Below are 20,627 nucleotides of genomic sequence, written 5' to 3' on the forward strand. Positions count from 1 at the left end.
CGGGCCGCCGGGCCGCAGGCCCGGCCCCACCCCTCATCCCTGCATGAACGCTTCGATCTCGTCGGCGCTGCGCGCCAGGCCGGCGGTCAACACCCGATGCCCATCGGCGATGATCAGCACGTCATCCTCGGTGCGGATGCCAATGCCGCGCCAACGCGCCTCCACGCTGGTGTCTTCTGCGCCGACATACAGCCCCGGCTCGATGGTGAACACCATGCCCGGCTCCAGCAGCCGCGACTCGCCCGCCAGTCGGTAATCGCCGACGTCGTGCACGTCCATCCCGATCCAGTGCCCGGTCTTGTGCCGGTAGAAGCGCTTGTACTGCTCCTGGGCGATGTTGTCCTCCACGCTGCCCTTGAGCAGCCCCAGCCGCAGCAGCCCCTCGGTCAGCACCTGCACCGCGGCCAGGTGACCCGCCTCGTACGCCACCCCTGGCCGTGCCTGCGCCAGCGCAGCCGCCTGCGCCGCACCGACCAGGTCATGCAACGCACGCTGCTCGGCAGTGAAACGACCGCTGACCGGGAACGTGCGGGTGATGTCGCTGGCATAGCCGCGGTACTCCGCGCCGGCATCGATCAGCACCAGTTCGCCATCGCGCGTGCGCGCGTTGTTGTCGCGGTAATGCAGGATGCAGCCGTTGCGGCCTGCACCGACGATGCTCGAGTACGCCGGGCACGCGTCATGGGCACGGAACACCCGCTCCAGTTCCGCCTGCAGCTCATATTCGTGGATGCCGGCGCGCGCGGACTGCATCGCCGCACGGTGCGCCCGCACGCTGATCTGTGCAGCCTGCTCCATCAGCGCGATTTCCGCGCCGGACTTGAACAGGCGCTGCTCGTGCAGCAGGTGGCCCAGTTCCAGAAACTCGTGCGGCGGCTGCGCGCCGTGGCGCACCTGCGAACGCACGCGGTTGACCCAGCCGATCAGCTTGAGGTCGAAATCCGCATCGCGCCCGAAGTGGTAGTACACCCGCGAGCGCCCTTCCAGCATCCCCGGCAGGATGTCGTCCAGGTCCTCGATGGGATAGGCGTCGTCCATGCCGAAATCGGCCACCGCGCCTTCCTGGCCGGCGCGGCTGCCGTCCCACGCTTCCCGTTCGGCGTCGCGTTCGCGGCAGAACAGGATGACCTCGCCGTGCCGCCGCCCGGGAATCAGCACCAACACCGCTTCCGGCTCCGGGAAGCCGCTCAGGTACTGGAAGTCCGAATCCTGGCGGTACGGATAATGCGTATCCAGGCTGCGCACTTTTTCCGCAGCGGCCGGCAGCACCAGGATCGCATCGTCGCCGGCCATCTCCATCAGCTGGCGCCGGCGCCGCTTGTACTCGGCCGCGCCGATCCCGGTGCGCTGGCGCAGGTCCATGCGATCGCCCGCCATCAGTTCAGGCGCTGGCGGTGGCGCGCAGCCATCACGCAGTCGCCATGCAGCAGCAGCACGGCGATGCGGATGAACTCTTCGATCTCGGCCAGCGCTTCGTCGTCGTCCTCGCCATCGCTGTCGAAGTCCTCGCTGGAGGCCTGGGCCAGCTTGGCCAGGTCATTCAGGGCCTCTTCGCCTTCTTCGGACAGCGCCGGGCGCTTGTGCCCCGAGCCCAGCCCGAAGCCGCCCAGGAACGCCCGCGCCCAAGTGAACAGGGCATCCACCTGGGCTTCGGTCTGGGTACTGTCGCTGAGCAGCAGCTCGAAGCCGAAATCACGGTCTTCCAGCTGCTTGATCGTCACCTCCAGCAACTGCGCCAGCGCGCTTCCCTCGGCCACCGGCTGCAGCGCATCGTCGGCCAGCACGCGGGCCGGCCAGTCGTTGCCCGGCGCGCCGCCGGCGGCCAGCCAGCCGCACAGGCCACCGTGCAGCTCGGCCGGGGTGGCGCCCAGCCCCAGCGCCGCGCTGGCGCGGGAAACGTCGTCGATGGAAGGAAGTTCGGTCATCTGCAGGCTCGTTTGTGATGGGGGCGACCCACGCAGTCCTGCCTGTGTCGCCGATGGGCTAGTTTAGAACGTGGCGCGTCGCCCCGCAGCCCGTGCCCCTGACGCTTGACCGTCATCAACGGCCCTGAGACTCTTGCCGCCATGGACCATCCCAGCCCGCTCGACCAGTTGCAGGCCTTCGCCGCCCGGGTGGAGGCGCTGCTTGAGCGTAACCAGCGGCTGGCCGAAGAGAACCGCAGCCTGCGCCACCAGCAGGAACAGCTGGTCAACGAACGCTCCACCCTGCTGGCCAAGAACGAGCAGGCGCGCTCGCGGGTGGAAGCGATGATCACCCGGCTCAAATCCCTGGAGCAGCACACATGAGCGGTGCCGAACCGGTAAACGTCCGCCTGCTTGATCGCGATTACACCGTCGGCGTCACCGCCGAGGAGCGCGACAGCCTGATGGCCGCCTCGCGCCTGCTGGATGCGAAGATGCGCGAAATCCGCGGCAGCAACCGCATGGCGGCCGTCGACCGCGTCGCGGTGCTGGCGGCCTTGAACCTGGCGCACGAGCTGCAGCAGCTGCGTGATGAGAACGCCCGCCAGGCCGTTGCCCTGCAGCAGACCCTGGCCGACATGAACCGTCGGCTGGACCGCGCGATCGACGTGTAACGCCGCGTAATCTGAATTGGCACGCACTGTTGCCGACGAACGGACTACCCCTGCGCAGCGAGCTGGTTATACTGTTCCTGCGTTCTCTGCGGTACACGACGGCATGTGCAAACATTCGCCTTGTCCCTTAAGAACGACACCGGGAGCGCGACGGCGCCGGGAGTGCATGTCCGCCTTGCAGCGGGAAGCCCGATGGTTCCCCAGCGTTCCCACTTGAGCCCCTGGGTTCAAGGTCGTTTCGCATGCATCGTCATTGCGGAGAATGCAATATTCGACAAAGGCGGCGTCTTCGGATGTCGCCTTTGTTTTTTCCGGTCGGCCGCGCGGCACAATAGCGCCATGCCCTCCTCGCCCCCCTCGATACCCGATCCCCGCAATGCGTTGCGCGCCGCGCTCCGCCAGCGTCGCCGCGACCTGCCCGCCGCAGCCCGGATCGACGCCGCCGACCGCCTCGCCGCGCGCCTGCTGGCGCTGCCGTTCGCCCCGCAACGCGGGCATGTCGCCGGTTACTGGGCGATGGATGGCGAAATCGCCCTGCATCGGTGGCAGCTGAGCCTGCCCGACACGGTCACCTACTGCCTGCCGGTGCTGCACGACAACGTCCTGCGCTTTGCGCCCTGGCGTCCGGGCCAGGCGCTGCGGCAGAACCGTTTCGGCATTCCCGAACCCGACCTGGACCCTGCCGATACGCTGGCGGCCGGCGCGATGGACCTGGTGGTGACCCCGCTGGTCGGCTTCGACGCACAGGGCGGCCGGCTGGGCATGGGAGGGGGCTGGTATGATCGCAGCTTCGCCTTCCGGCACGACCGCCCTGCTCCGCCGTGGCTGGTCGGCGCGGCTTTCGCCGTGCAGCAGGTCGATGCGCTGGCCGTCGCGTCCTGGGACGTGGCGCTGGACGCCATCTGCACCGAAGCCGACACCCTTTTCGCCTCGCACGTGACCGCATGACTGCCCGCAAGCGCTATTGGCTGATGAAGTCCGAACCGGACGCCTTTTCCATCGACGACCTGCAACGCGTCGGCACCGAGCCCTGGAACGGCGTCCGCAATTACCAGGCGCGCAACTTCATGCGCGACGGGATGCACGTCGGCGACGGCATCCTGTTCTACCACTCCAACACCAAGGTGCCTGGCATCGTCGGCATCGCCACGGTGGCCAGTGCCGCCTATCCCGATGACACCCAGTTCGATCCGCAGTCGGACTACCACGACCCCAAGGCGACCCGCGAAGAGCCGCGCTGGATGCTGGTGGACGTGGGCTTCGAGCGCAAGCTGGAGCGGGTCATCGCGCTGGATGAAATCAAGCTGCACGCCGATGCGCTGGGCGAGGGATTCCCGCTCACCGCCAAGGGCAACCGCCTTTCCGTGTTCCCGGTGACCGCTGCGCAGTGGAAGCTGCTGCTGTCGCTGGAACGCAGACCCTGATCCTCCATCGAGACCGCCCGCATGTCCGAAGCCAAGCGCCTGGCCGCTGAAAAATCCATCGAATACGTCGAAGACGGCATGATCGTCGGGGTCGGCACCGGCTCCACCGTCGCCTACTTCATCGATGCGCTGGGCCGCATCCAGCACCGTATCAAGGGCGCGGTGTCCAGTTCCGAACAGAGCACCGCGCGCCTGAAGCAGCTCGGCATCGACGTGCTGGAGCTCAACCATACCGGCAGCCTGTCGCTGTACGTGGACGGTGCCGACGAGTGCGATCCGGGCAAGTGCCTGATCAAGGGCGGCGGCGCCGCGCTGACCCGCGAGAAGATCATCGCCGAGGCCAGCGAGCGCTTCATCTGCATCGTGGACCCGTCCAAGCAGGTGCCGGTGCTGGGCCGGTTCCCGCTGCCGGTGGAAGTGATCCCGATGGCGCGCAGCCTGGTCGCCCGCCAGATCCGCGACATGACCGGCGGCCAGCCGACCTGGCGCGAGGGCGTGGTGACCGACAACGGCAACCAGATCCTGGACATCCACCACCTGCAGATCACCGATCCGGAAAAGCTCGAGCGCGAGCTCAACCAGCTGCCCGGCGTGGTCTGCGTGGGCCTGTTCGCGCGCCGCCGCGCCGACGTGGTGATCGTCGGCGGCGAACCGCCGGTGGTGCTCTGATTCCCTGCCGGGCGTGCGCTGCAAGGCCCGCCTGACCGTTTCTCCTATCGAGGACAACCCGATGTCGATCCGTTCCCTGCTCCTGCTGCCGCTGCTCGCGCTGGCCGGCTGCGCCACCGGTGCATCCCAGCACTGGGTGGAGCTCGATGGCGCCCGCTACAAAGTGGAACTGGCGCAGAACGATGAAACCCGCGCGCGCGGGCTGATGTTCCGCGACAGCCTGCCCGAAGACCACGGCATGCTGTTCATCCATGACCGCGAGGAACCCCTCGCCTACTGGATGAAGAACACCCGGATCGGCCTGGACATCCTGTACTTCGACAGTGCGCGCAAGCTGGTCAGCCAGCAGCGCGACGTGCCGCCGTGCTCGGCCGGGGACCGATGCCCGCCGTATCCGAGCAGCGGGCCGGCACGCTACGTGCTGGAGCTCAATGCCGGCCAGGCGGAGAAGATCAAGTTGAAGGACGGCACCGAACTGAAGCTGGGCCCGGGCATCCCGCCGCTCTGACCGGAACCACCCGGATGCCGGTCGCCGGCCGGCATCCTTTCACCTGCTGCAGCTTGAAACCTTGCGGCATTGCCGCCAGTCTGTAGGCATGCAGGACCGGATCACATTGCCCGACTGGGACACCTTGGCCGAACTCGACGACGAGTCGCTGCCACTGCTGCCCACTGCGTTGCTCATCGCACGCGACGAATATCCCGCACTGGATCCCACGGTGTACGACGCGACCGTGCAGGCGCACGTCGACCACCTGCGCGCGGAAGTGGAGATCATCGCGTCGGCGCCGCTGAAGATGGCTGCGATCAACCGCCACCTGTTCGATGAGCTGGGTTACAGCGGCGACCACGACGAATACTACGATCCGCGCAACAGCTATCTCAACGAGGTGTTCGAGCGCCGCCTCGGCAATCCGATCTCGCTGGCACTGGTGCAGATGGAGGTCGCCCGCCGCCTCGGCATCGTGCTGGACGGGGTGTCCTTCCCCGGCCATTTCCTGGTGCGCCTGCCGATGGAAGAAGGGATGTTGGTGATGGACCCGTTCAACGGCGGCCGTCCGCTGGGCGTGGAAGAACTGCGCGAGCGCGCAAGTTCGCATCTCGGCGGCCAGCGACCGGACGACCAGGTGCTGGCGCAGATCCTCGACCCCGCGCCCAGCCGCGCGATCCTGATGCGGATGCTGCGCAACCTGCAGGGCGTCTACGCGGAAAACCACCAGTGGGACCGCGCCGCGCGCAGCGCCGACCGCCTGCTGAAACTGGCGCCGGAAAACGACGACGCGCTGCGCGACCGCGGCCTGGCCTACCTGAAGCTGGAGTACCTGGCCGGTGCGCGCCGCGATCTGGGCCGCTACGTGCAGCGCAATCCCGACGCGGGCGACGCGCAGGCCCTGCGCGAGAAACTGGTGGACCTCGGCGGGCCACGCACGCGGCTGCATTGAGCCGCACCGCGCGGTGCACGGTTCAGTCCAGTTCCACCATCTCGAAATCATCCTTGGTCACGCCGCAGTCCGGGCAGGTCCAGGTGTCCGGCACGTCTTCCCAGCGGGTCCCCGCCGCGATGCCTTCTTCGGGCAGGCCGTCTGCTTCGTGGTACAGGAATCCACAGACCACGCACATCCACGTGCGGAACACGGCCGGGGGGGTGTCGCTCATGGGATGTTCCCCTTCAAAATGACGTCCTTCAATGCACTCCGTGGCCATTGTCCCATCGTGGCCACGCAACCGGTAGCCATCCATGTCCCCTACGCCTGCAACGCCTCGCGGCGTGTACCTGATCACCCCGGACGAGCCCGATACCGCACGCCTGCTGGCGCGTGTCGAGCCGCTGCTCGCCGCCGGCACCACGTGGCTGCAGTACCGCAACAAGACCGCGACGGCGGCGCTGCGCCGCGAGCAGGCGGCCGCCCTGCAGGCCCTGTGCGTCCGCCATGACGTGCCCTTGCTGATCAACGATGACGCGCCGCTGGCGCAGGCGGTCGGCGCCGCCGGCGTGCATATCGGTGAAGACGACGGCGGCGTGGCGGCGGCACGCGCGCTGCTGGGGCCGGCGGCACTGGTCGGCGCATCCTGTTACGACGAACCTTCGCTGGCACGGGAGGCCGTCGCCGCCGGCGCCAGCTACGTGGCCTTCGGTGCGTTCTTCCCCAGCCGCAGCAAGGCGACCACCCGCCGCGCCACGCCGGAACTGCTGCGGCAAAGCGCCGCACTGGGCGTGCCGCGGGTGGCGATCGGCGGGCTGACGCCGGACAATGTCGGTCCCGTCATCGCCGCCGGTGCAGACCTGGTGGCGGTGATCAGCAGCGTGTTCGAAGCCGCCGACCCGGTCTCCACGCTGCACGCCTATCTCGCCTGCTTCAAGGATCCCGCATGAACCACGACCAGTCCCACGCCCTGTTCACCCGCGCCCAGGCGCTGCTGCCCGGTGGCGTCAATTCGCCGGTGCGCGCGTTCAAGTCGGTGGGCGGCGAGCCGTTCTTCGTCGAACGCGCCGACGGCGCCTACCTGCATGACGTGGATGGCAACCGCTACATCGACTACGTCGGTTCGTGGGGTCCGATGATCGTCGGCCACAACCATCCCGCAGTGCGCCAGGCGGTCAAGAAGGCCGCTGACAGTGGCCTGTCCTTCGGCGCACCGTGCGCGGCCGAAGTCACCATGGCCGAGACATTGACCCGGCTGGTGCCTTCCTGCGAGATGGTGCGGATGGTCAACTCCGGTACCGAAGCCACGCTGTCGGCGATCCGCCTGGCGCGCGGTGCCACCGGCCGCAGCCGCATCGTCAAGTTCGAAGGCTGCTACCACGGCCATGGCGACTCATTCCTGGTCAAGGCCGGCAGCGGCATGCTGACCCTCGGCGTGCCCACCTCACCGGGCGTGCCGGCCGGCCTGAGCGAGCTGACCCTGACCCTGCCCTACAACGATTTCGACGCCGCTACCGCGCTGTTCGAAGCACAGGGCGAGCAGATCGCCGGCCTGATCATCGAACCGGTGGTCGGCAATGCCAACTGCATTCCGCCGCGCGAGGGCTACCTGCAGCACCTGCGCGCGCTGTGCACGCGCTTCGGCACCGTGCTGATCTTCGATGAAGTGATGACCGGCTTCCGGGTTGCGCTGGGCGGCGCCCAGGCGCACTACGGCGTCACCCCGGACCTGACCACCTTCGGCAAGATCATCGGCGGCGGCATGCCGGTGGGTGCCTACGGCGGCAAGCGCGAGCTGATGCAGCAGATCTCACCGGCCGGCCCGATCTACCAGGCCGGCACGCTGAGCGGCAATCCGGTGGCGATGGCCGCCGGGCTGGCGATGCTGGAACTGGTGCAGCAGCCGGGCTTCCATGCGCAGTTGTCCGCGCGCGCCGCGCGCCTGTGCGCGGGCCTGGAACAGGCGGCCGCCGAGGCGGGCGTGAGCGTCACCACCACCCAGGTGGGCGGCATGTTCGGCCTGTTCTTCACCGACCAGAAGGTGGAGACCTATGCCCAGGCCACCGCCTGTGACATCCCCGCCTTCAACCGTTTCTTCCACGCGATGCTGGAACAGGGCGTGTTCCTGGCCCCCTCCGCCTACGAGGCGGGTTTCCTGTCCAGCGCCCACGACGACGAGGTGATCGAGGCGACCCTCGCCGCCGCCCGCATCGCCTTCAAGGCCTAGCCGAACACCAGCGTGCCTTTCATCATCGCGAAGTGGCCGGGGAACGAGCAGAAGAAGGTGTAGTCACCGCCCTTCTGCAGCGCGCGGGTGGAGAAGCGGACGCTGGTGCTCTGGCCGCCGCCGATCACCTTGGTATGCGCCAGCACGCGCGCATCGCCCTTCGGCAGGTAGCTGTCGGCGAGCGTGCCGCGCATGCCGGCCATGGCCACCGGCTGGTAATCGGCGGTGCGCGTCAGTACCCAGTTGTGCCCCATCGCGGTGGCCGCCATGCGGCCGGTGTGGCGCAAGGTCAGGGCGACCTCGGTGCAATCGGCGGCCAGCGTGATCTGGCGCGCACTGAAGGTCATCTGGTCGGTGCTGTCGATGTTCACCGCGCAGACGCGCGCCATCGCCGACGGCGCCAGCAGCGCCGCGCCCAGCCCTGCCACCCATGCCCACTGCTTCATCACTGCCTGCTCCCGTTTGTCGTGGGCTCCATTGTAGGAAAGCACGGCAGCACGCGGCTGTGACCGGCTGTCGCAGCCGCGGCGGTGGATCAGGCATGCTGCGGTGATGAAGCCGGGAATCGAACTGCTGCTGCTGGACGTCGACGGGGTGCTGCTGGACTACCAGCGCAGTGTGCGCGTGCGGCATCTTGCCCACCGCCTGGGCGTGGACGGCACGCGGGTGCAGCAGGTGCTGTTCGAAAGCGGACTGGAAACGCGCTACGACAGCGGAATGACCGCGACCGCGGAATACCTGCGCGCGTTGAGCGAGGGCCTGCAGGCCGAGGTCAGCGAGGCGCTGTGGATCCAGGCACGGGTGGCGGCATCACGCCCGCGCGAAGACGTGGTGCAGCAGATCCTCACCCTTCCCGCTGCAGTGCGCATCGGCGTGCTGACCAACAACGGCCCGCTGATGGCCGAGGTACTTCGCGCCCTGCTGCCGGCACTGTGCGACCGCGTGGGTAAGGGCCTGCTGTGCAGCGGCGCGCTGGGGGGACGCAAGCCCGATCCGGCGCTGTACCAGCGCGCACTGCAGCACCTGCAGGTCACGCCGTCGCGCACGCTGTTCATCGATGACCTGTTCACCAACGTGCGCGGTGCGCGGCAGGCGGGCCTGCACGCCGAAACCGTGCGCGATGGCCGCAGCGTGGGCCGGGTGCTGAAGCGCCACGGCCTGCGGTGACGACCGACGGTCGCCACTGCACCCACCGCGCTCAGCGCGCGGCGATGTAGCTGGCCACGGCCGCGCGCAGGCGCTTGAGGCCTTCGGCGATTTCCTCGTCGGTGATGTTCAGCGACGGCACGAACCGCAGCACGTCCGGACCGGCCTGCAGGGTCAGCAGGCCGTGCTCGGCGGCGTGGTCGAGGATCACCCCGGCCTGGCCCAGGTGGTCCTTGGACAGCACCGCACCGAGCATCAGCCCACGCCCGCGCACCTGTCCGAACACGCCGAACTCGGCATTGATGCGTTCAAAGCCTTCGCGCAGCGCGCGCGACTGGCGGTCGACGTTGGCGGCGATCTCATCGGACGCCAGCTTGCGCAGCGCGACCCGTGCCACCGCAGCGGCCAGCGGATTGCCGCCGAAGGTGGTGCCATGGGCGCCGAACTGCATGGTCTCGGCGACCTTCGGGCCGGCCAGCATCGCGCCGATCGGGAAGCCGCCGCCGAGCGCCTTGGCCAGGGTGACCATGTCCGGCACCACCCCATCCTGCCAGTGCGCGAACAAGGTCCCGGTGCGGCCCATGCCGGCCTGGATCTCATCCAGCACCAGCAGCGCGCCATGCTGGTCGCACAGCTCGCGCACGCGCTTGAGGAAGCCCGGCCTGGCCGGCATCACCCCGCCCTCGCCCTGCACCGGCTCCAGCATGACCGCAGCCACGTCACCGGCGGCCATCGCGGTTTCCAGCTGCACTTCATCGTTGAAATCCACGTAGCGGAAGCCCTGCGGCAGCGGCTCGTAGCCTTCCTGGTACTTGGGCTGGGCGGTGGCGGTCACCGCCGCCAGGGTACGACCGTGGAAGCTGCCGCGGAAGGTGACGATGACCCGCCGATCCGCCGGACGCCCCTGCGACGACGCCCACTTGCGCACCATCTTGATCGCCACTTCGTTGGCTTCGGCGCCGGAGTTGCACAGGAACACGCGTTCGGCGAAGCGGCTGGCCTTGACCAGCTCCTCGGCCAGGTGCAGCGGCGGCGCGCTGTAGAACACATTGCTGGTGTGCCACAGCTTGCCGGCCTGTTCCACCAGCGCCGCGGTCAGGTCCGGATCGTTGTGGCCAAGGCCGCACACGGCGATGCCCGCGGCCAAGTCGATGTACTCGCGGCCCTGCGAATCCCACACGCGTGCGCCCTGCCCGCGTTCGAGCACGACCTGGCGCGGCTTGTAGACCGGCAGGTAGTAGTGCGACAGGGAGATCAGGGGGTCGGTGGCGGCGGTCATGGCGGTCCGGCGAGCTTCGGAAAGCGCCCATTCTCGCCCCGCAGCCGGTGCGGCACAATGCGCCGATGCGCCCTTTCTCCGCTCCGCAACTCAATCCCGCCAGCGCCACCGGCTGGCGCCGGTACTGGTTCGACATCATCTACCGCCACGACACCGGGCCTTCGCGCAACTTCGACCTGCTGCTGGTGCTGGCGATCATCGCCAGCGTCATCGTGGTGATGGTCGACAGCGTGCAGCACCTGCACCTGCGCTGGGCACGGGGCCTGTACGTGCTGGAGTGGACGTTCACGGTGATGTTCACGCTGGAATATGTGCTGCGGCTGGCGGTGGTGAAGCGCCCGCTGCGCTATGCGGTCAGCATCTGGGGGATCATCGACCTGCTGTCGATCCTGCCGACCTACCTTTCCCTGTTCATTCCCGGCGCGCAGAGCCTGCTGGTGGTGCGCGCGCTGCGCATCCTGCGGGTGTTCCGCATCCTCAAGCTGACCCGCTACATCGAAGAAAGCGGCGTGCTGATGCTGGCGCTGTGGCGCAGCCGTCGCAAGGTGCTGGTGTTCCTGTTCACGGTCATCACCATCACCATCATCGCCGGTGCGCTGATGTACCTGATCGAAGGCCCGAACCGCGGCTTCACCAGCATCCCCAGCAGCATGTACTGGGCGGTGGTGACCATGGCCACGGTCGGCTTCGGCGACATCGTGCCGCAGACCACGCTGGGCCGCTTCGTCACCTCCATCCTGATCCTGATCGGCTACAGCATCATCGCCGTGCCGACCGGCATCTACACCGCCGAACTGGCCAGCACGCTGCGCGAGGCCGAGCACACCGAAAAGCGCGATGGGCGCGGTTGCCTGCGCTGCGGGCTGGACGGGCACGAACCCGACGCACGCTACTGCCGGCAGTGCGCCGAGCCCCTGCCGGAGCTGTTCAACCGGGTCTAGGCGGGTGCCAACGCCAGGCGCGCCACCCGCCCTGGCCGCATCAACGCGCCATGCGGTTGCTCATGTCGACCAGGTCGTTGTAGCTGGCCAGCAGCGCCGGCGCGGTGCCGGACGGCGGCATGCCACCGCTCTCCAGCAGGATCTGGTCGCTGCGGCTCAACGGCTGGTTGGCCTGCAGGCGTTCGATGCGGCGCCCGCCCTCGCTGGCCAGCTTGTCCGCCGAACGCTCCATGTGGCCCCACATCGGATCCCCCTGGCCGATCTTCGCCTTGGCTGCCTCTTCCAGCACGCTCTGGTAGCGCGCCAATTGTGCCCGGCCGGCGGCGAGGTCCGGCGCGTCGCCGTCCAGCACCTTCACCAGCTGCTTGCCCTCGCCGATGATGCTCAGGTGGTAGAACGCCGCACTGCGCCCTTCTTCCTTCTCGATCGCCGCGATCTGCTCCTTGCGACGCTGGTCTTCGTTCGCTTCCAGCGCGGCATCCATCGCATCACCGGCTTCGAAGAACGCCGAATAGGCCTCCATCAGCGGCGCGTGCCGCTGACGCATGCCCTCACCGCCATCGCGCTTGTAGTCTTCGCGATCGTAGTAACGCACTGCCTCGCCGATCTTCTCGTTGAGCGCGGTGAAGGCTTCCTGGTAACGGCGCGCGGCCGGATCCAGCGCGGCGTTGGCCGGCTGCTGTGCCAGGGCGGCGGTCAGCGGCGCGCCGCAGAACTCGACGCGATGGGACAGCACCGTGCCCGGCGCGCGCACGGTTTCTTCCTTGCCGGTGGGGCCGGCCGCCGGATCGGCGATCCACGAAACGTAGCGCTGGAAGCTTTCCTGGATCGGCTGCTGCACGCCGTTGAAGCAGGCGATGTAGGCGTTGATCTTGTCGGCGCCCTCGACGGCGGCGGACGAGGAAGCGCCTTTCTGGCAGGCGGCCAGGCACAGCGCAACGGACGCGGCCAGGACGGCCGTACGGAAGGTCGGATTCATGGGGCACTTCCCTGTTGGAAACGATTACAGCCGCGCACCATAGCAGACCGCGCCGTCAACGCGTCGTCGAATCAATCCAGGAAAAGATCCGGCAGCAGCGGATGCGCAGGATCCACCGCGTAACCGGAAAGATCGGTCACGCCGGCCGCGGCAAGCACCTCGTCGTCGAGCAGGAACTGGCCGTGGAAGCCGGCTGCTTCGCGCACCAGCACCGCGTGCGCGGCGTCGGCGACGATCTGCGGCGTGCGGCAGCCCTGCACGTCCACGCCCGGGATCATGTTGATCGCATCGGTGGCGATCACCGTGCGCGGCCACAGTGCATTGACCGCCACGCCGCGTGGACCGAACTCCGCCGCCAGCCCCAGCGTGACCAGGCTCATGCCCATCTTGGCCAAGGTATAGCCGGTATGCGGCCCCCACCACTTCGGGTCCAGGCTGGGCGGCGGCGCCAGGCTCAGGATGTGCGGGTTGGGGGCCTGCAGCAGGTACGGCAGGCAGGCCTGGGCGCACAGGAAACTGCCACGCGCGTTGACCTGCTGCATCAGGTCGAAGCGCTTCATCGGCGTTTCCAGCGTGCCGCGCAGCCAGATCGCACTGGCGTTGTTGACCAGGATGTCGATGCCGCCGAAGGTGTCCACGGCCGCGGCAACCGCCGCCTGCACCTGGTCTTCCTCGCGGATGTCGCACTTCAGCGCCAGCGCCTGCCCGCCCGCGGCGGTGACCGCTTCGGCCGCACTGTGGATGGTGCCGGGCAGCTTCGGATTGGCCACTGATGACTTGGCCGCGATGGCCACGTTGGCGCCATCGCGTGCCGCACGCAGCGCGATCGCCAGCCCGATACCGCGCGATGCGCCGGTGATGAACAGCGTCTTGCCTTGCAGGTTGGACACCACGGTTCTCCTGGTCACCGGCCAACGCCGATGCTGCATTATGCCCGCGACCCGGTCGGCCCGGCCGCAGTGCGGACTCAGGGCTTGGGACCCTGCCCTTCGTTGTCTTCCCAGTGCAGGATGCGCCGGGTGACGAAGCGGTAGACCGGCTTGCCGGTGGCGAACCACAGCTCGCGCACCCACGAGGTCCGCCTGAGCACGCGTTTTTCCACCGGAGTCAGCGATTCACGGCAGTACATCCGCTTGTGCTTGAGCAGGTGGCGCAGGTCTTCGCGCGCCAGCAGGCGCATCCAGCGTCCACGCGGATGGCCGATCACCGCCAGCTGGAAATCTATCAACGCCGGATGCCCGTCTTCGGTCACCAGCCAGTTGGCTTCCTTGGCCAGGTCGTTGTGCGCCACGCCGCGCCGATGCAGTTCCTGCAGCAGCCGGCGCGCATCATGGAACCAGGCCACGTCGCCGCGGGGCGGACGCTGGTACATCGCATCGCCTGCCATGAAGCTGCGGTCCAGCCAACGGCCGTCCCACGCCAGCAGTTTCGGCACCGCCTGCATGCCGTCGATATGACGCAGCGCGCGCGCTTCGCGTCGCGCCAGCCACCAGGCCGGCACCCGCAACCACCACGGGGTAGCACCGAGGTCGCGACGCACGAAGCGGCCTTCGGCGTGCTGCACCAGCAGGATGCGGCCGAAGCTGTCTGACTTGAGCGCGTGCTGCGCGGGCGTGCGGGTTTCTGCCATGGCCCATTCTAGGCGATCCACGTTGTCACGATCAGCCGGCATCAAGCAGGCAACCAGTCACCTGCACGCCTTTATAATCCGGCGATGGACTCTTCATGGATCGACGCCACCCTCGCCTGGATTGCCGCCAATCCGGTGCTTGCCGGTGCAGCCATCTTCCTCATCGCCTTCTGCGATGCGGTCATCATCCTCGGTGCCATCGTGCCCGCCCTGCCGCTGCTGTTCGCGGTGGGCGTGTTCATCGGCCTGGGGCAGATCTCCGGGCCGTATGCCGTGGCGTGTGCGGCGCTGGGCGCGTTCGCCGGTGATGGCATCAGTTACTGGATCGGCCGGCGCTGGGGTGACCGGCTGCGCGGGGTATTCCCTTTCAGCCGCTACCCGCAGTTGCTGGACCGCGGCGAAACGATGTTCCGCCGCAATGCCTTCAAAAGCATCCTGGTGGCCCGCTACGTAGGCGCCATCCGCCCGTTCGTACCGGCCATCGCCGGCATGATGAAGATGCAGGCCAGCCGCTACATGCAGGCCAGCGGCATCGCCAGCGTGTCATGGGCGGTGTTGTTCCTGTTGCCGGGCTGGGTTCTGGGCGGCGCGTATGACGCGGTCGCCGCGGTCGCTGGCCGGCTGGTGGTGGTGGTCGGCCTGCTGTGCGTGATCCTGGGCCTGGTCTGGGCGATCGTGCTGTACGGCTACCGCTGGTCGGCCGCGCGCATGGATACCTGGCTGGCGCGGCTGCTGGACTGGTCGCAGCGCCATCCCACGCTGGGGCGTTACTCGGTGTCGGTGTTCGATCCGCAACGGCGCGAATCGGTGCCGCTGGCGATGCTGGCGCTGATGCTGCTGGTGCTGGGCTGGTGCTGGTTCGCGCTGCTGATGGTGGTGGTGGCCCACGGCGAACCACTGCGCATCGACCTGGCCGTGCACCACGCGATGCTGGCACTGCGCAACCCGCTGGCCGACTACCCGATGGCCGCGCTGGCCTCGCTGGGGGCCTGGCAGGTGCTGCTGCCGGCCACCGCGGCCGGCATGGGCTATCTGGTCTGGCGCCGGCGCTGGATGGCCGCCGCGCATTGGCTGGCCGCGCTGGCCTTCGGCCTGGCGCTGACCATGCTGCTCGGCGCCACGGTGGACGTGGTGCGGCCGCCGGATGCCAGCAGTGGCTTCGGCTTCCCGTCGGTGTCGGTGACCATGGCCACCATCACCTTCGGCTTCTTCGCGGTACTGATCGCCCGTGAACTGCCCGGGCGCACCCGCGTGTGGCCGTACCTCGTGTCCGGTTTCGTGGTCAGCCTGATCGGCTTTTCGCGCATCTACCTCGGCGCGCACTGGCTGAGCGATGTGATCGGCGGCATGTTGTTCGGGCTGTTCTGGCTGCTGGTGCTGGGCATCGCCTACCGCCGCCGCTTCAACCGTTCGTTCTGGGTCAAGCCGGTCGCCTGGCTGTTCTACGGCACCTTCCTGGTGGCGGCGCTGTGGTACGCGCCGCGCAACATTCCGGTCAAGCTGGAACGCTTCGAACCGCACCAGGCCGCCCCGGCGCCGCTGCTGGCCGAACAGTGGTGGCAGCAGGACTGGCAGACCATGCCGGCGCGCCGCAATGAGTTCGACGATGACCAGCGCTGGCCGCTGGACCTGCAGGTGGCCGGACCGCTGGCGCCGCTGCAGGCCCGGCTGGAATCGCAGGGCTGGAAGGTGCAGCCGCAGGCCGGCTGGGAACAGGTGCTGCTGATGCTCGACCAGGACACCGGCCCGGACGCCCTGCCGGTACTGCCGGCCACCCTGGATACCCAGGTGGAAAGCCTGCTGATGGTGCGTGACGGCGAGCGGCCGGACGAGCGCCACGTGCTGCGCCTGTGGCCGGCGACCAAGGTACTGCAGCCCGGCGATGTCCCGCTGTGGCTGGGCAGTGCGCAGACGCTGCGCTTCACCCGCCACTTCGAGTGGATCGGCATGTGGCATCCGCTGCGCGGGATCGACCCGGCGATGTCGGCGGTGAAGGCATCGGCGGACGGCCTGCCGATGCAGGAAGGCGTGCATCCCGAATCGGGCCTGCCGGTGCTGCGCCTGCGTACCGAATAACGCGTCAGGCGTTACGGGATCCAGCCCAGCAACAGGTCCAGCCGCGCATGCACGTCGTCGATCTGCAGCAGCTGCAGCCGCTGTGATTCTTCCAGTGGCAGCAGCTGCGCCAGCTGCCAGCCTACCCAGGACGCCTGGTCGAGCAGCCCCGGCGTGGCCGGTGCATAGTCCTCGCCGGCCTGTTCGATGATGTGCTGCAGCAGGGTGGACAGCAGCGCGTGCTGCGGACGCAGCTCGTCATCGGTATCCGGCGCGCACCAGCGCACCTCGCCGACCACCAGCCCGTTGTCGCGGACCCGGGTCTGCTCCACATGGAAGCGCCGCGCACCGCGCAGCCGCAGCTGCAGCACGCCGTCGCTGCCCATGTCGAAATCATCCACCCGGGCTTCCACGCCGAACGCCGCCGGCACCGCAGGCGCCCCCACTTCATCGCCCTGCAGGATCAGGCACAGCCCGAATCCACCGCCGTCGCGGCTCGAATCACGCAGCATGTCCAGGTAACGCCGTTCGAACACGCGCAGGCCGATGCTCGCGCCCGGCAACAGCACCGCGTGCAACGGAAACAACGGCAGCGTCGCGACCGCGCTCATGACGCCTGCAGCTGCGCCAGGAAGCGCCGCGGCGCGGCGTCGAAGCCGCCATTGGACATGAACACCACGTGGTCACCGGCTTCGGCCAGGGCGTCCAGATCGGCCAGCAAGGCATCGGTGTCGGCCACTGCCAGGGCCTGGCCGCGTACGGCGTCCATCACCGCGGCGGCATCCCATTCCAGACCGGGCCGGTGCAGGAACACCACCGCATCGGCCAACGCCAGCGAAGGCGCCAGTGCCTGGGCATGTGCGCCCAGCCGCATCGAATTGCTGCGTGGCTCCATCGCCACCACGATGCGCGCATCGCCCACCCTGGCGCGCAGGCCTTCAAGGGTGGTGGCGATGGCCGTGGGGTGATGCGCGAAATCGTCATACACGGTGATGCCGCGCGCCTGGCCGATCACTTCCAGCCGGCGCTTGACGCTGTGGAAGCGCGACAACGCCGGCAGCACGTCGGCCAGCACCACGCCCACGGCATGTGCGGCAGCCAGCGCAGCCAATCCATTGAGCACGTTGTGGCGGCCCAGCAATGCCCAGTGGACCTCGCCCACGCGCTGCCCGCGATGATGCACCACGAAGGCGCTGCCATCGGCGCTGAGCAGTTCGGCATGCCATTCCAGCGCAGGCTGGAAACCGAAGCGTTCCACCGGCGTCCAGCAGCCCATCGCCAGCACTTCGGCAAGGCGCGCGTCCTCGCCGTTGACGATCAGCCGTCCGCGTGCCGGGACGGTGCGCACCAGATGGTGGAACTGGCGCTGGATCGCTGCGACGTCCGGGAAGATATCGGCATGGTCGTATTCGAGGTTGTTGAGGATCGCCACCAGCGGCCGGTAGTGCACGAACTTGCTGCGCTTGTCGAAGAAGGCCGTGTCGTACTCATCGGCTTCGACGACGAACTCACGGCCCTGCCCCACGCGGGCGGACACGCCGAAATCCTCGGCGACGCCGCCGATCAGGAAGCCGGGCGCGCGACCGGCGGCTTCCAGCAGCCAAGCCAGGATGGTGGTGGTGGTGGTCTTGCCGTGGGTGCCGGCCACGGCCAGCGTGTCGCGGCCCGGCAGCACCTGCTCGCTCAGCCACTGCGCACCGGAAATGTAGCGCTGGCCGGCATCGAGTACGGCTTCCACCGCCGGATTGCCCCGCGAGAGTGCGTTGCCGACCACCACCTCGGTGGTACCCGGCGGGACGCTGTCGGCGCGATAGCCCTGGTCCAGCTGTATTCCCAGCGTTTCCAGCTGGGTCGACATGGGCGGATAGATCGCCTGGTCGCTGCCGCTGACGGCATGGCCCAGCTCGCGCGCCAGCGCGGCCACGCCGCCCATGAAAGTGCCGGCGATTCCAAGAATATGTACGTTGCTCATGACCCGCATTGTTACCGATCGACCCGGCGATGGGCCATCCTGCCCAGCAAGGCGTCAGATAAATCCGACACCGGGCTCAGACAAAGCCAATGGCGTGTCAGGGAAATCCTGATAGCGGCAGCCTATGAAGATCGACACAATTCACATCGCCAGCCGCAGTTCCCAACCGGTCCTACTCCCCAAGAGGCCATCCCCATGGGAGCTCACGCTGCGGGGCCCTGAGCAAGCCCACCGCTGGCTTTAAAATGACACAGGCCTGGTCCGGAGGGACCAGGCCTGTGTTTTTTCAGGCGCCAACCGCACGCCTCGCCGGCCTCAGCCGGCCTTCGGCAGCACCGCGTGGATGCGCGCTTCGACTTCTTCCAGCTCGCCGATACCATCCAGGCGCGCCAGGGTGCCGCGTTCGGCATAGAAATCGACCACCGGTGCGGTCTGCTGGGTGTAGACCTGCAGGCGCTGGCGGACCGCGTCCGGGCTGTCATCGGCGCGACCCTGTTCCTTGGCGCGGCCGGCCAGGCGCTCGATCAGCTGATCGGCGTCCACGTCCAGCTGCACCACTGCATCCAGCGGCTGGCCGATGTCCGCCAGCACGCCATCCAGCGCCTCGGCCTGGGCCACGTTGCGCGGATAGCCGTCCAGGATGAAGCCCTTGGCCACGTCAGGCTGGGACAGGCGCGAACGCAGCATGCCGAGCAGGATGTCGTCGGACACCAGGTTGCCGGCATCCATCACCGCCTTGGCCTGCTTGCCCAGCTCGGAACCGGCGGCCACTTCGGCGCGCAGCAGGTCGCCGGTGGAAATGTGGGCGATGCCGAGCTTTTCCTTCAGGCGCGTTGCCTGCGTACCCTTGCCCGAACCGGGCGGCCCCAACAGAACCAATCGCATCTAGCTGACTCCAACGTGTTGAAATTCATGAACGTACGGCGTCCGGACTGACCGGTATCGCTGCACCGCAATACCCGCACTTTACCGCATCCGGGTAATGTCCCTGCAATGTCCCTGTCCCGACACGAGGTTCCGATGCGCCAAGGCACCCTGCTCTACGCCCAGTCAGGCGGCGTCACCGCCGTCATCAACGCCACCGCCTCGGCGGTGATCCAGGAAGCCCGCGCCCGCGGGGTCAAGGTGCTTGCCGCGCGCAACGGCATCCTCGGCGCGCTGCGCGAAGACCTGATCGACACCTCGCGCGAACCGATCAGTGCCATCCGCGCGCTGGCCCACACGCCCGGCGGCGCCTTCGGGTCCTGCCGCTACAAGCTCAAATCACTGCAACAGGATGCGGCCCGTTACGACCGGTTGCTGGCGGTGCTGCAGGCGCATGGCGTGCGCTGGTTCCTGTACAACGGCGGCAACGATTCGGCCGACACCGCGTTGAAGGTGTCCGAACTGGCGCGCGAGCGCGGGGTCGAACTGAGCTGCATCGGCGTGCCCAAGACCATCGACAACGACCTGGCCGTGACCGACACCTGCCCCGGCTTCGGCTCGGCCGCCAAGTACACCGCGGTATCGGTACGCGAGGCAGCACTGGATGTCGCCGCCATGGCCGAAACCTCCACCCGCGTGTTCATCTACGAAGCGATGGGCCGCCACGCGGGCTGGCTGGCAGCGGCGGGCGGGCTGGCGGGCAGCGGACCGGACGAGGCTCCGCAGGTGATCCTGTTGCCCGAACGCGCCTACGACGAAGCGGCCTTCCTGGCCAAGGTGCGCGCGGTGGTCGATCAGGTGGGCTACTGCGTGGTGGTGGCGTCGGAAGGCATCGCCACGGCTGATGGGACGTTCGTCGCCGACGCCGGTGGCGGCAAGGACTCCTTCGGCCATACCCAGCTGGGCGGCGTCGCCGCGCACCTGGCCGGCCGGGTCAAGGACCAGCTGGGTTTGAAAGTGCACTGGACCGTGCCCGACTACCTGCAGCGCTCGGCCCGCCACATCGCATCGAAAACCGACTTGGAACAGGCGCAGGCGGTGGGCCGTGCGGCGGTGCGGTTGGCGCTGGCCGGCCACAACGGGGTGATGCCGGTGATCGTGCGCAGCAGCGACAAGCCCTACCGCTGGAAGATCGAATCGGCGCCGCTGGCGAAGATCGCCAACCATGAAAAGAAGATGCCGGCCAGCTTCATCCGCAAGGATGGCTTCGGCATCACCGACAAGGCCCGGGCCTACCTGCAACCGCTGATCAAGGGCGAAGCCCCCCTGCCCTACGGGCCGGATGGGCTGCCGAAATACGTCACGCTGAAGAATGTCGGCGTCAAGAAAAAGCTGGAGCCGTTCGACGCCTGAGGCGGATGCCTGTCGCGCCGGGCGTG

Annotated in this window: 24 protein-coding genes and 1 other RNA gene; 14 read left to right on the plus strand and 11 right to left on the minus strand. The window is 68.1% G+C overall.

Features of this window, described 5'->3' with window-relative positions; genetic code table 11:
* Positions 1-33 precede the first annotated feature (33 nt).
* Positions 34-1,356 carry an aminopeptidase P N-terminal domain-containing protein gene (locus ABB28_RS13705; RefSeq protein ID WP_057509186.1) on the minus strand — a complete coding sequence of 441 codons (1,323 nt, stop codon included), beginning with the start codon at positions 1,354-1,356 and terminating at the stop codon, positions 34-36.
* A 20-nt stretch (positions 1,357-1,376) separates the two neighbouring features.
* Positions 1,377-1,925, minus strand: coding sequence for a UPF0149 family protein (locus tag ABB28_RS13710; protein WP_057509154.1), 549 nt, complete (start codon positions 1,923-1,925; stop codon positions 1,377-1,379).
* A gap of 141 nt (positions 1,926-2,066) precedes the next feature.
* Between ABB28_RS13710 and ABB28_RS13715 the strand changes: the two genes are divergently transcribed.
* The 8 genes from ABB28_RS13715 to ABB28_RS13745 all read left to right on the plus strand — a co-directional run bounded on the left by ABB28_RS13715 (position 2,067) and on the right by ABB28_RS13745 (position 6,113).
* The gene (locus ABB28_RS13715) at positions 2,067-2,288 is read left to right on the plus strand and encodes a TIGR02449 family protein (RefSeq protein ID WP_057509155.1); all 222 of its coding nucleotides are present in this window, start codon (positions 2,067-2,069) and stop codon (positions 2,286-2,288) included.
* A complete protein-coding gene (locus ABB28_RS13720) occupies positions 2,285-2,578 on the plus strand; it encodes a cell division protein ZapA (RefSeq protein WP_057509156.1) in 294 nt (97 codons plus the stop codon). The genes ABB28_RS13715 and ABB28_RS13720 overlap by 4 nt, the downstream gene beginning before the upstream one ends.
* A gap of 80 nt (positions 2,579-2,658) precedes the next feature.
* Positions 2,659-2,844, plus strand: a non-coding RNA gene (gene ssrS / locus ABB28_RS17780) — 6S RNA.
* 94 nt (positions 2,845-2,938) lie between these two features.
* A complete protein-coding gene (locus ABB28_RS13725) occupies positions 2,939-3,526 on the plus strand; it encodes a 5-formyltetrahydrofolate cyclo-ligase (RefSeq protein ID WP_057509187.1) in 588 nt (195 codons plus the stop codon).
* Positions 3,523-4,002, plus strand: coding sequence for an EVE domain-containing protein (locus ABB28_RS13730; RefSeq protein WP_057509157.1), 480 nt, complete (start codon positions 3,523-3,525; stop codon positions 4,000-4,002). Before ABB28_RS13725 ends, ABB28_RS13730 begins: the two co-directional genes overlap by 4 nt.
* A gap of 21 nt (positions 4,003-4,023) precedes the next feature.
* Positions 4,024-4,671, plus strand: a complete 648-nt coding sequence (rpiA, locus tag ABB28_RS13735; RefSeq protein ID WP_057509158.1) for a ribose-5-phosphate isomerase RpiA — start codon at positions 4,024-4,026, stop codon at positions 4,669-4,671.
* 61 nt (positions 4,672-4,732) lie between these two features.
* Entirely contained in the window at positions 4,733-5,179 is a 447-nt protein-coding gene (locus ABB28_RS13740; protein ID WP_057509159.1) for a DUF192 domain-containing protein, read from the plus strand.
* Positions 5,180-5,267: 88 nt separating this feature from the next.
* Positions 5,268-6,113: a SirB1 family protein gene (locus tag ABB28_RS13745; protein ID WP_057509160.1), complete on the plus strand. Its 846-nt coding sequence runs from the start codon at positions 5,268-5,270 to the stop codon at positions 6,111-6,113.
* A 22-nt stretch (positions 6,114-6,135) separates the two neighbouring features.
* On the opposite strand, the gene ABB28_RS13750 is transcribed toward ABB28_RS13745, so the two are convergent.
* Positions 6,136-6,375, minus strand: coding sequence for a rubredoxin (locus tag ABB28_RS13750; protein ID WP_057509161.1), 240 nt, complete (start codon positions 6,373-6,375; stop codon positions 6,136-6,138).
* A 34-nt stretch (positions 6,376-6,409) separates the two neighbouring features.
* On the opposite strand from ABB28_RS13750, the gene thiE reads away from it, so the two are divergent.
* Both thiE and hemL read left to right on the plus strand, forming a co-directional pair.
* A complete protein-coding gene (thiE, locus tag ABB28_RS13755; RefSeq protein WP_057509162.1) occupies positions 6,410-7,045 on the plus strand; it encodes a thiamine phosphate synthase in 636 nt (211 codons plus the stop codon).
* A complete protein-coding gene (hemL, locus tag ABB28_RS13760; protein ID WP_057509163.1) occupies positions 7,042-8,322 on the plus strand; it encodes a glutamate-1-semialdehyde 2,1-aminomutase in 1,281 nt (426 codons plus the stop codon). The genes thiE and hemL overlap by 4 nt, the downstream gene beginning before the upstream one ends.
* On the opposite strand, the gene azu is transcribed toward hemL, so the two are convergent.
* A complete protein-coding gene (gene azu, locus ABB28_RS13765; RefSeq protein ID WP_057509164.1) occupies positions 8,319-8,768 on the minus strand; it encodes an azurin in 450 nt (149 codons plus the stop codon). The genes hemL and azu overlap by 4 nt on opposite strands.
* A 106-nt stretch (positions 8,769-8,874) precedes the next feature.
* Here azu and ABB28_RS13770 point away from each other — a divergent pair, with 106 nt between their 5' ends.
* Positions 8,875-9,489 (plus strand): HAD-IA family hydrolase, encoded by a 615-nt coding sequence (locus ABB28_RS13770; protein ID WP_057509165.1) that lies wholly within the window; start codon positions 8,875-8,877, stop codon positions 9,487-9,489.
* 31 nt (positions 9,490-9,520) lie between these two features.
* Here the strand turns inward: ABB28_RS13770 and ABB28_RS13775 are convergent, their stop codons facing one another.
* Entirely contained in the window at positions 9,521-10,747 is a 1,227-nt protein-coding gene (locus ABB28_RS13775) for an acetylornithine transaminase (protein ID WP_057509166.1), read from the minus strand.
* Between the two features lie 65 nt (positions 10,748-10,812).
* On the opposite strand from ABB28_RS13775, the gene ABB28_RS13780 reads away from it, so the two are divergent.
* Complete coding sequence (locus ABB28_RS13780) at positions 10,813-11,688, plus strand: ion transporter (protein WP_057509167.1); 876 nt, start codon at positions 10,813-10,815, stop codon at positions 11,686-11,688.
* A 40-nt stretch (positions 11,689-11,728) separates the two neighbouring features.
* Here ABB28_RS13780 and ABB28_RS13785 read toward each other — a convergent pair whose 3' ends face one another.
* The 3 genes from ABB28_RS13785 to ABB28_RS13795 all read right to left on the minus strand — a co-directional run bounded on the left by ABB28_RS13785 (position 11,729) and on the right by ABB28_RS13795 (position 14,297).
* Entirely contained in the window at positions 11,729-12,667 is a 939-nt protein-coding gene (locus ABB28_RS13785; RefSeq protein WP_057509168.1) for a YiiG family protein, read from the minus strand.
* A 71-nt stretch (positions 12,668-12,738) separates the two neighbouring features.
* Positions 12,739-13,557 (minus strand): SDR family oxidoreductase, encoded by an 819-nt coding sequence (locus ABB28_RS13790; RefSeq protein ID WP_245625345.1) that lies wholly within the window; start codon positions 13,555-13,557, stop codon positions 12,739-12,741.
* Positions 13,558-13,634: 77 nt separating this feature from the next.
* On the minus strand, positions 13,635-14,297 hold the full coding sequence (locus ABB28_RS13795; RefSeq protein ID WP_057509188.1) for a protein kinase family protein: 663 nt from the start codon (positions 14,295-14,297) through the stop codon (positions 13,635-13,637).
* Between the two features lie 84 nt (positions 14,298-14,381).
* Here ABB28_RS13795 and ABB28_RS13800 point away from each other — a divergent pair, with 84 nt between their 5' ends.
* The gene (locus tag ABB28_RS13800) at positions 14,382-16,373 is read left to right on the plus strand and encodes a bifunctional DedA family/phosphatase PAP2 family protein (RefSeq protein ID WP_057509170.1); all 1,992 of its coding nucleotides are present in this window, start codon (positions 14,382-14,384) and stop codon (positions 16,371-16,373) included.
* A gap of 11 nt (positions 16,374-16,384) precedes the next feature.
* Here the strand turns inward: ABB28_RS13800 and ABB28_RS13805 are convergent, their stop codons facing one another.
* The 3 genes from ABB28_RS13805 to ABB28_RS13815 form a co-directional block, all read right to left on the minus strand.
* Positions 16,385-16,963, minus strand: coding sequence for an LON peptidase substrate-binding domain-containing protein (locus ABB28_RS13805; RefSeq protein ID WP_057509171.1), 579 nt, complete (start codon positions 16,961-16,963; stop codon positions 16,385-16,387).
* Positions 16,960-18,324, minus strand: coding sequence for a UDP-N-acetylmuramate:L-alanyl-gamma-D-glutamyl-meso-diaminopimelate ligase (gene mpl, locus ABB28_RS13810; protein ID WP_057509189.1), 1,365 nt, complete (start codon positions 18,322-18,324; stop codon positions 16,960-16,962). The genes ABB28_RS13805 and mpl overlap by 4 nt, the downstream gene beginning before the upstream one ends.
* A gap of 315 nt (positions 18,325-18,639) precedes the next feature.
* A complete protein-coding gene (locus ABB28_RS13815; protein ID WP_057509172.1) occupies positions 18,640-19,209 on the minus strand; it encodes an adenylate kinase in 570 nt (189 codons plus the stop codon).
* A gap of 135 nt (positions 19,210-19,344) precedes the next feature.
* Between ABB28_RS13815 and ABB28_RS13820 the strand changes: the two genes are divergently transcribed.
* Positions 19,345-20,601, plus strand: a complete 1,257-nt coding sequence (locus ABB28_RS13820) for a 6-phosphofructokinase (RefSeq protein WP_057509173.1) — start codon at positions 19,345-19,347, stop codon at positions 20,599-20,601.
* The last annotated feature ends 26 nt before the right edge of the window (positions 20,602-20,627 follow it).

The sequence above is a fragment of the Stenotrophomonas chelatiphaga genome (assembly GCF_001431535.1).
In the GTDB taxonomy this organism is placed as follows: Bacteria; Pseudomonadota; Gammaproteobacteria; order Xanthomonadales; family Xanthomonadaceae; genus Stenotrophomonas; species Stenotrophomonas chelatiphaga.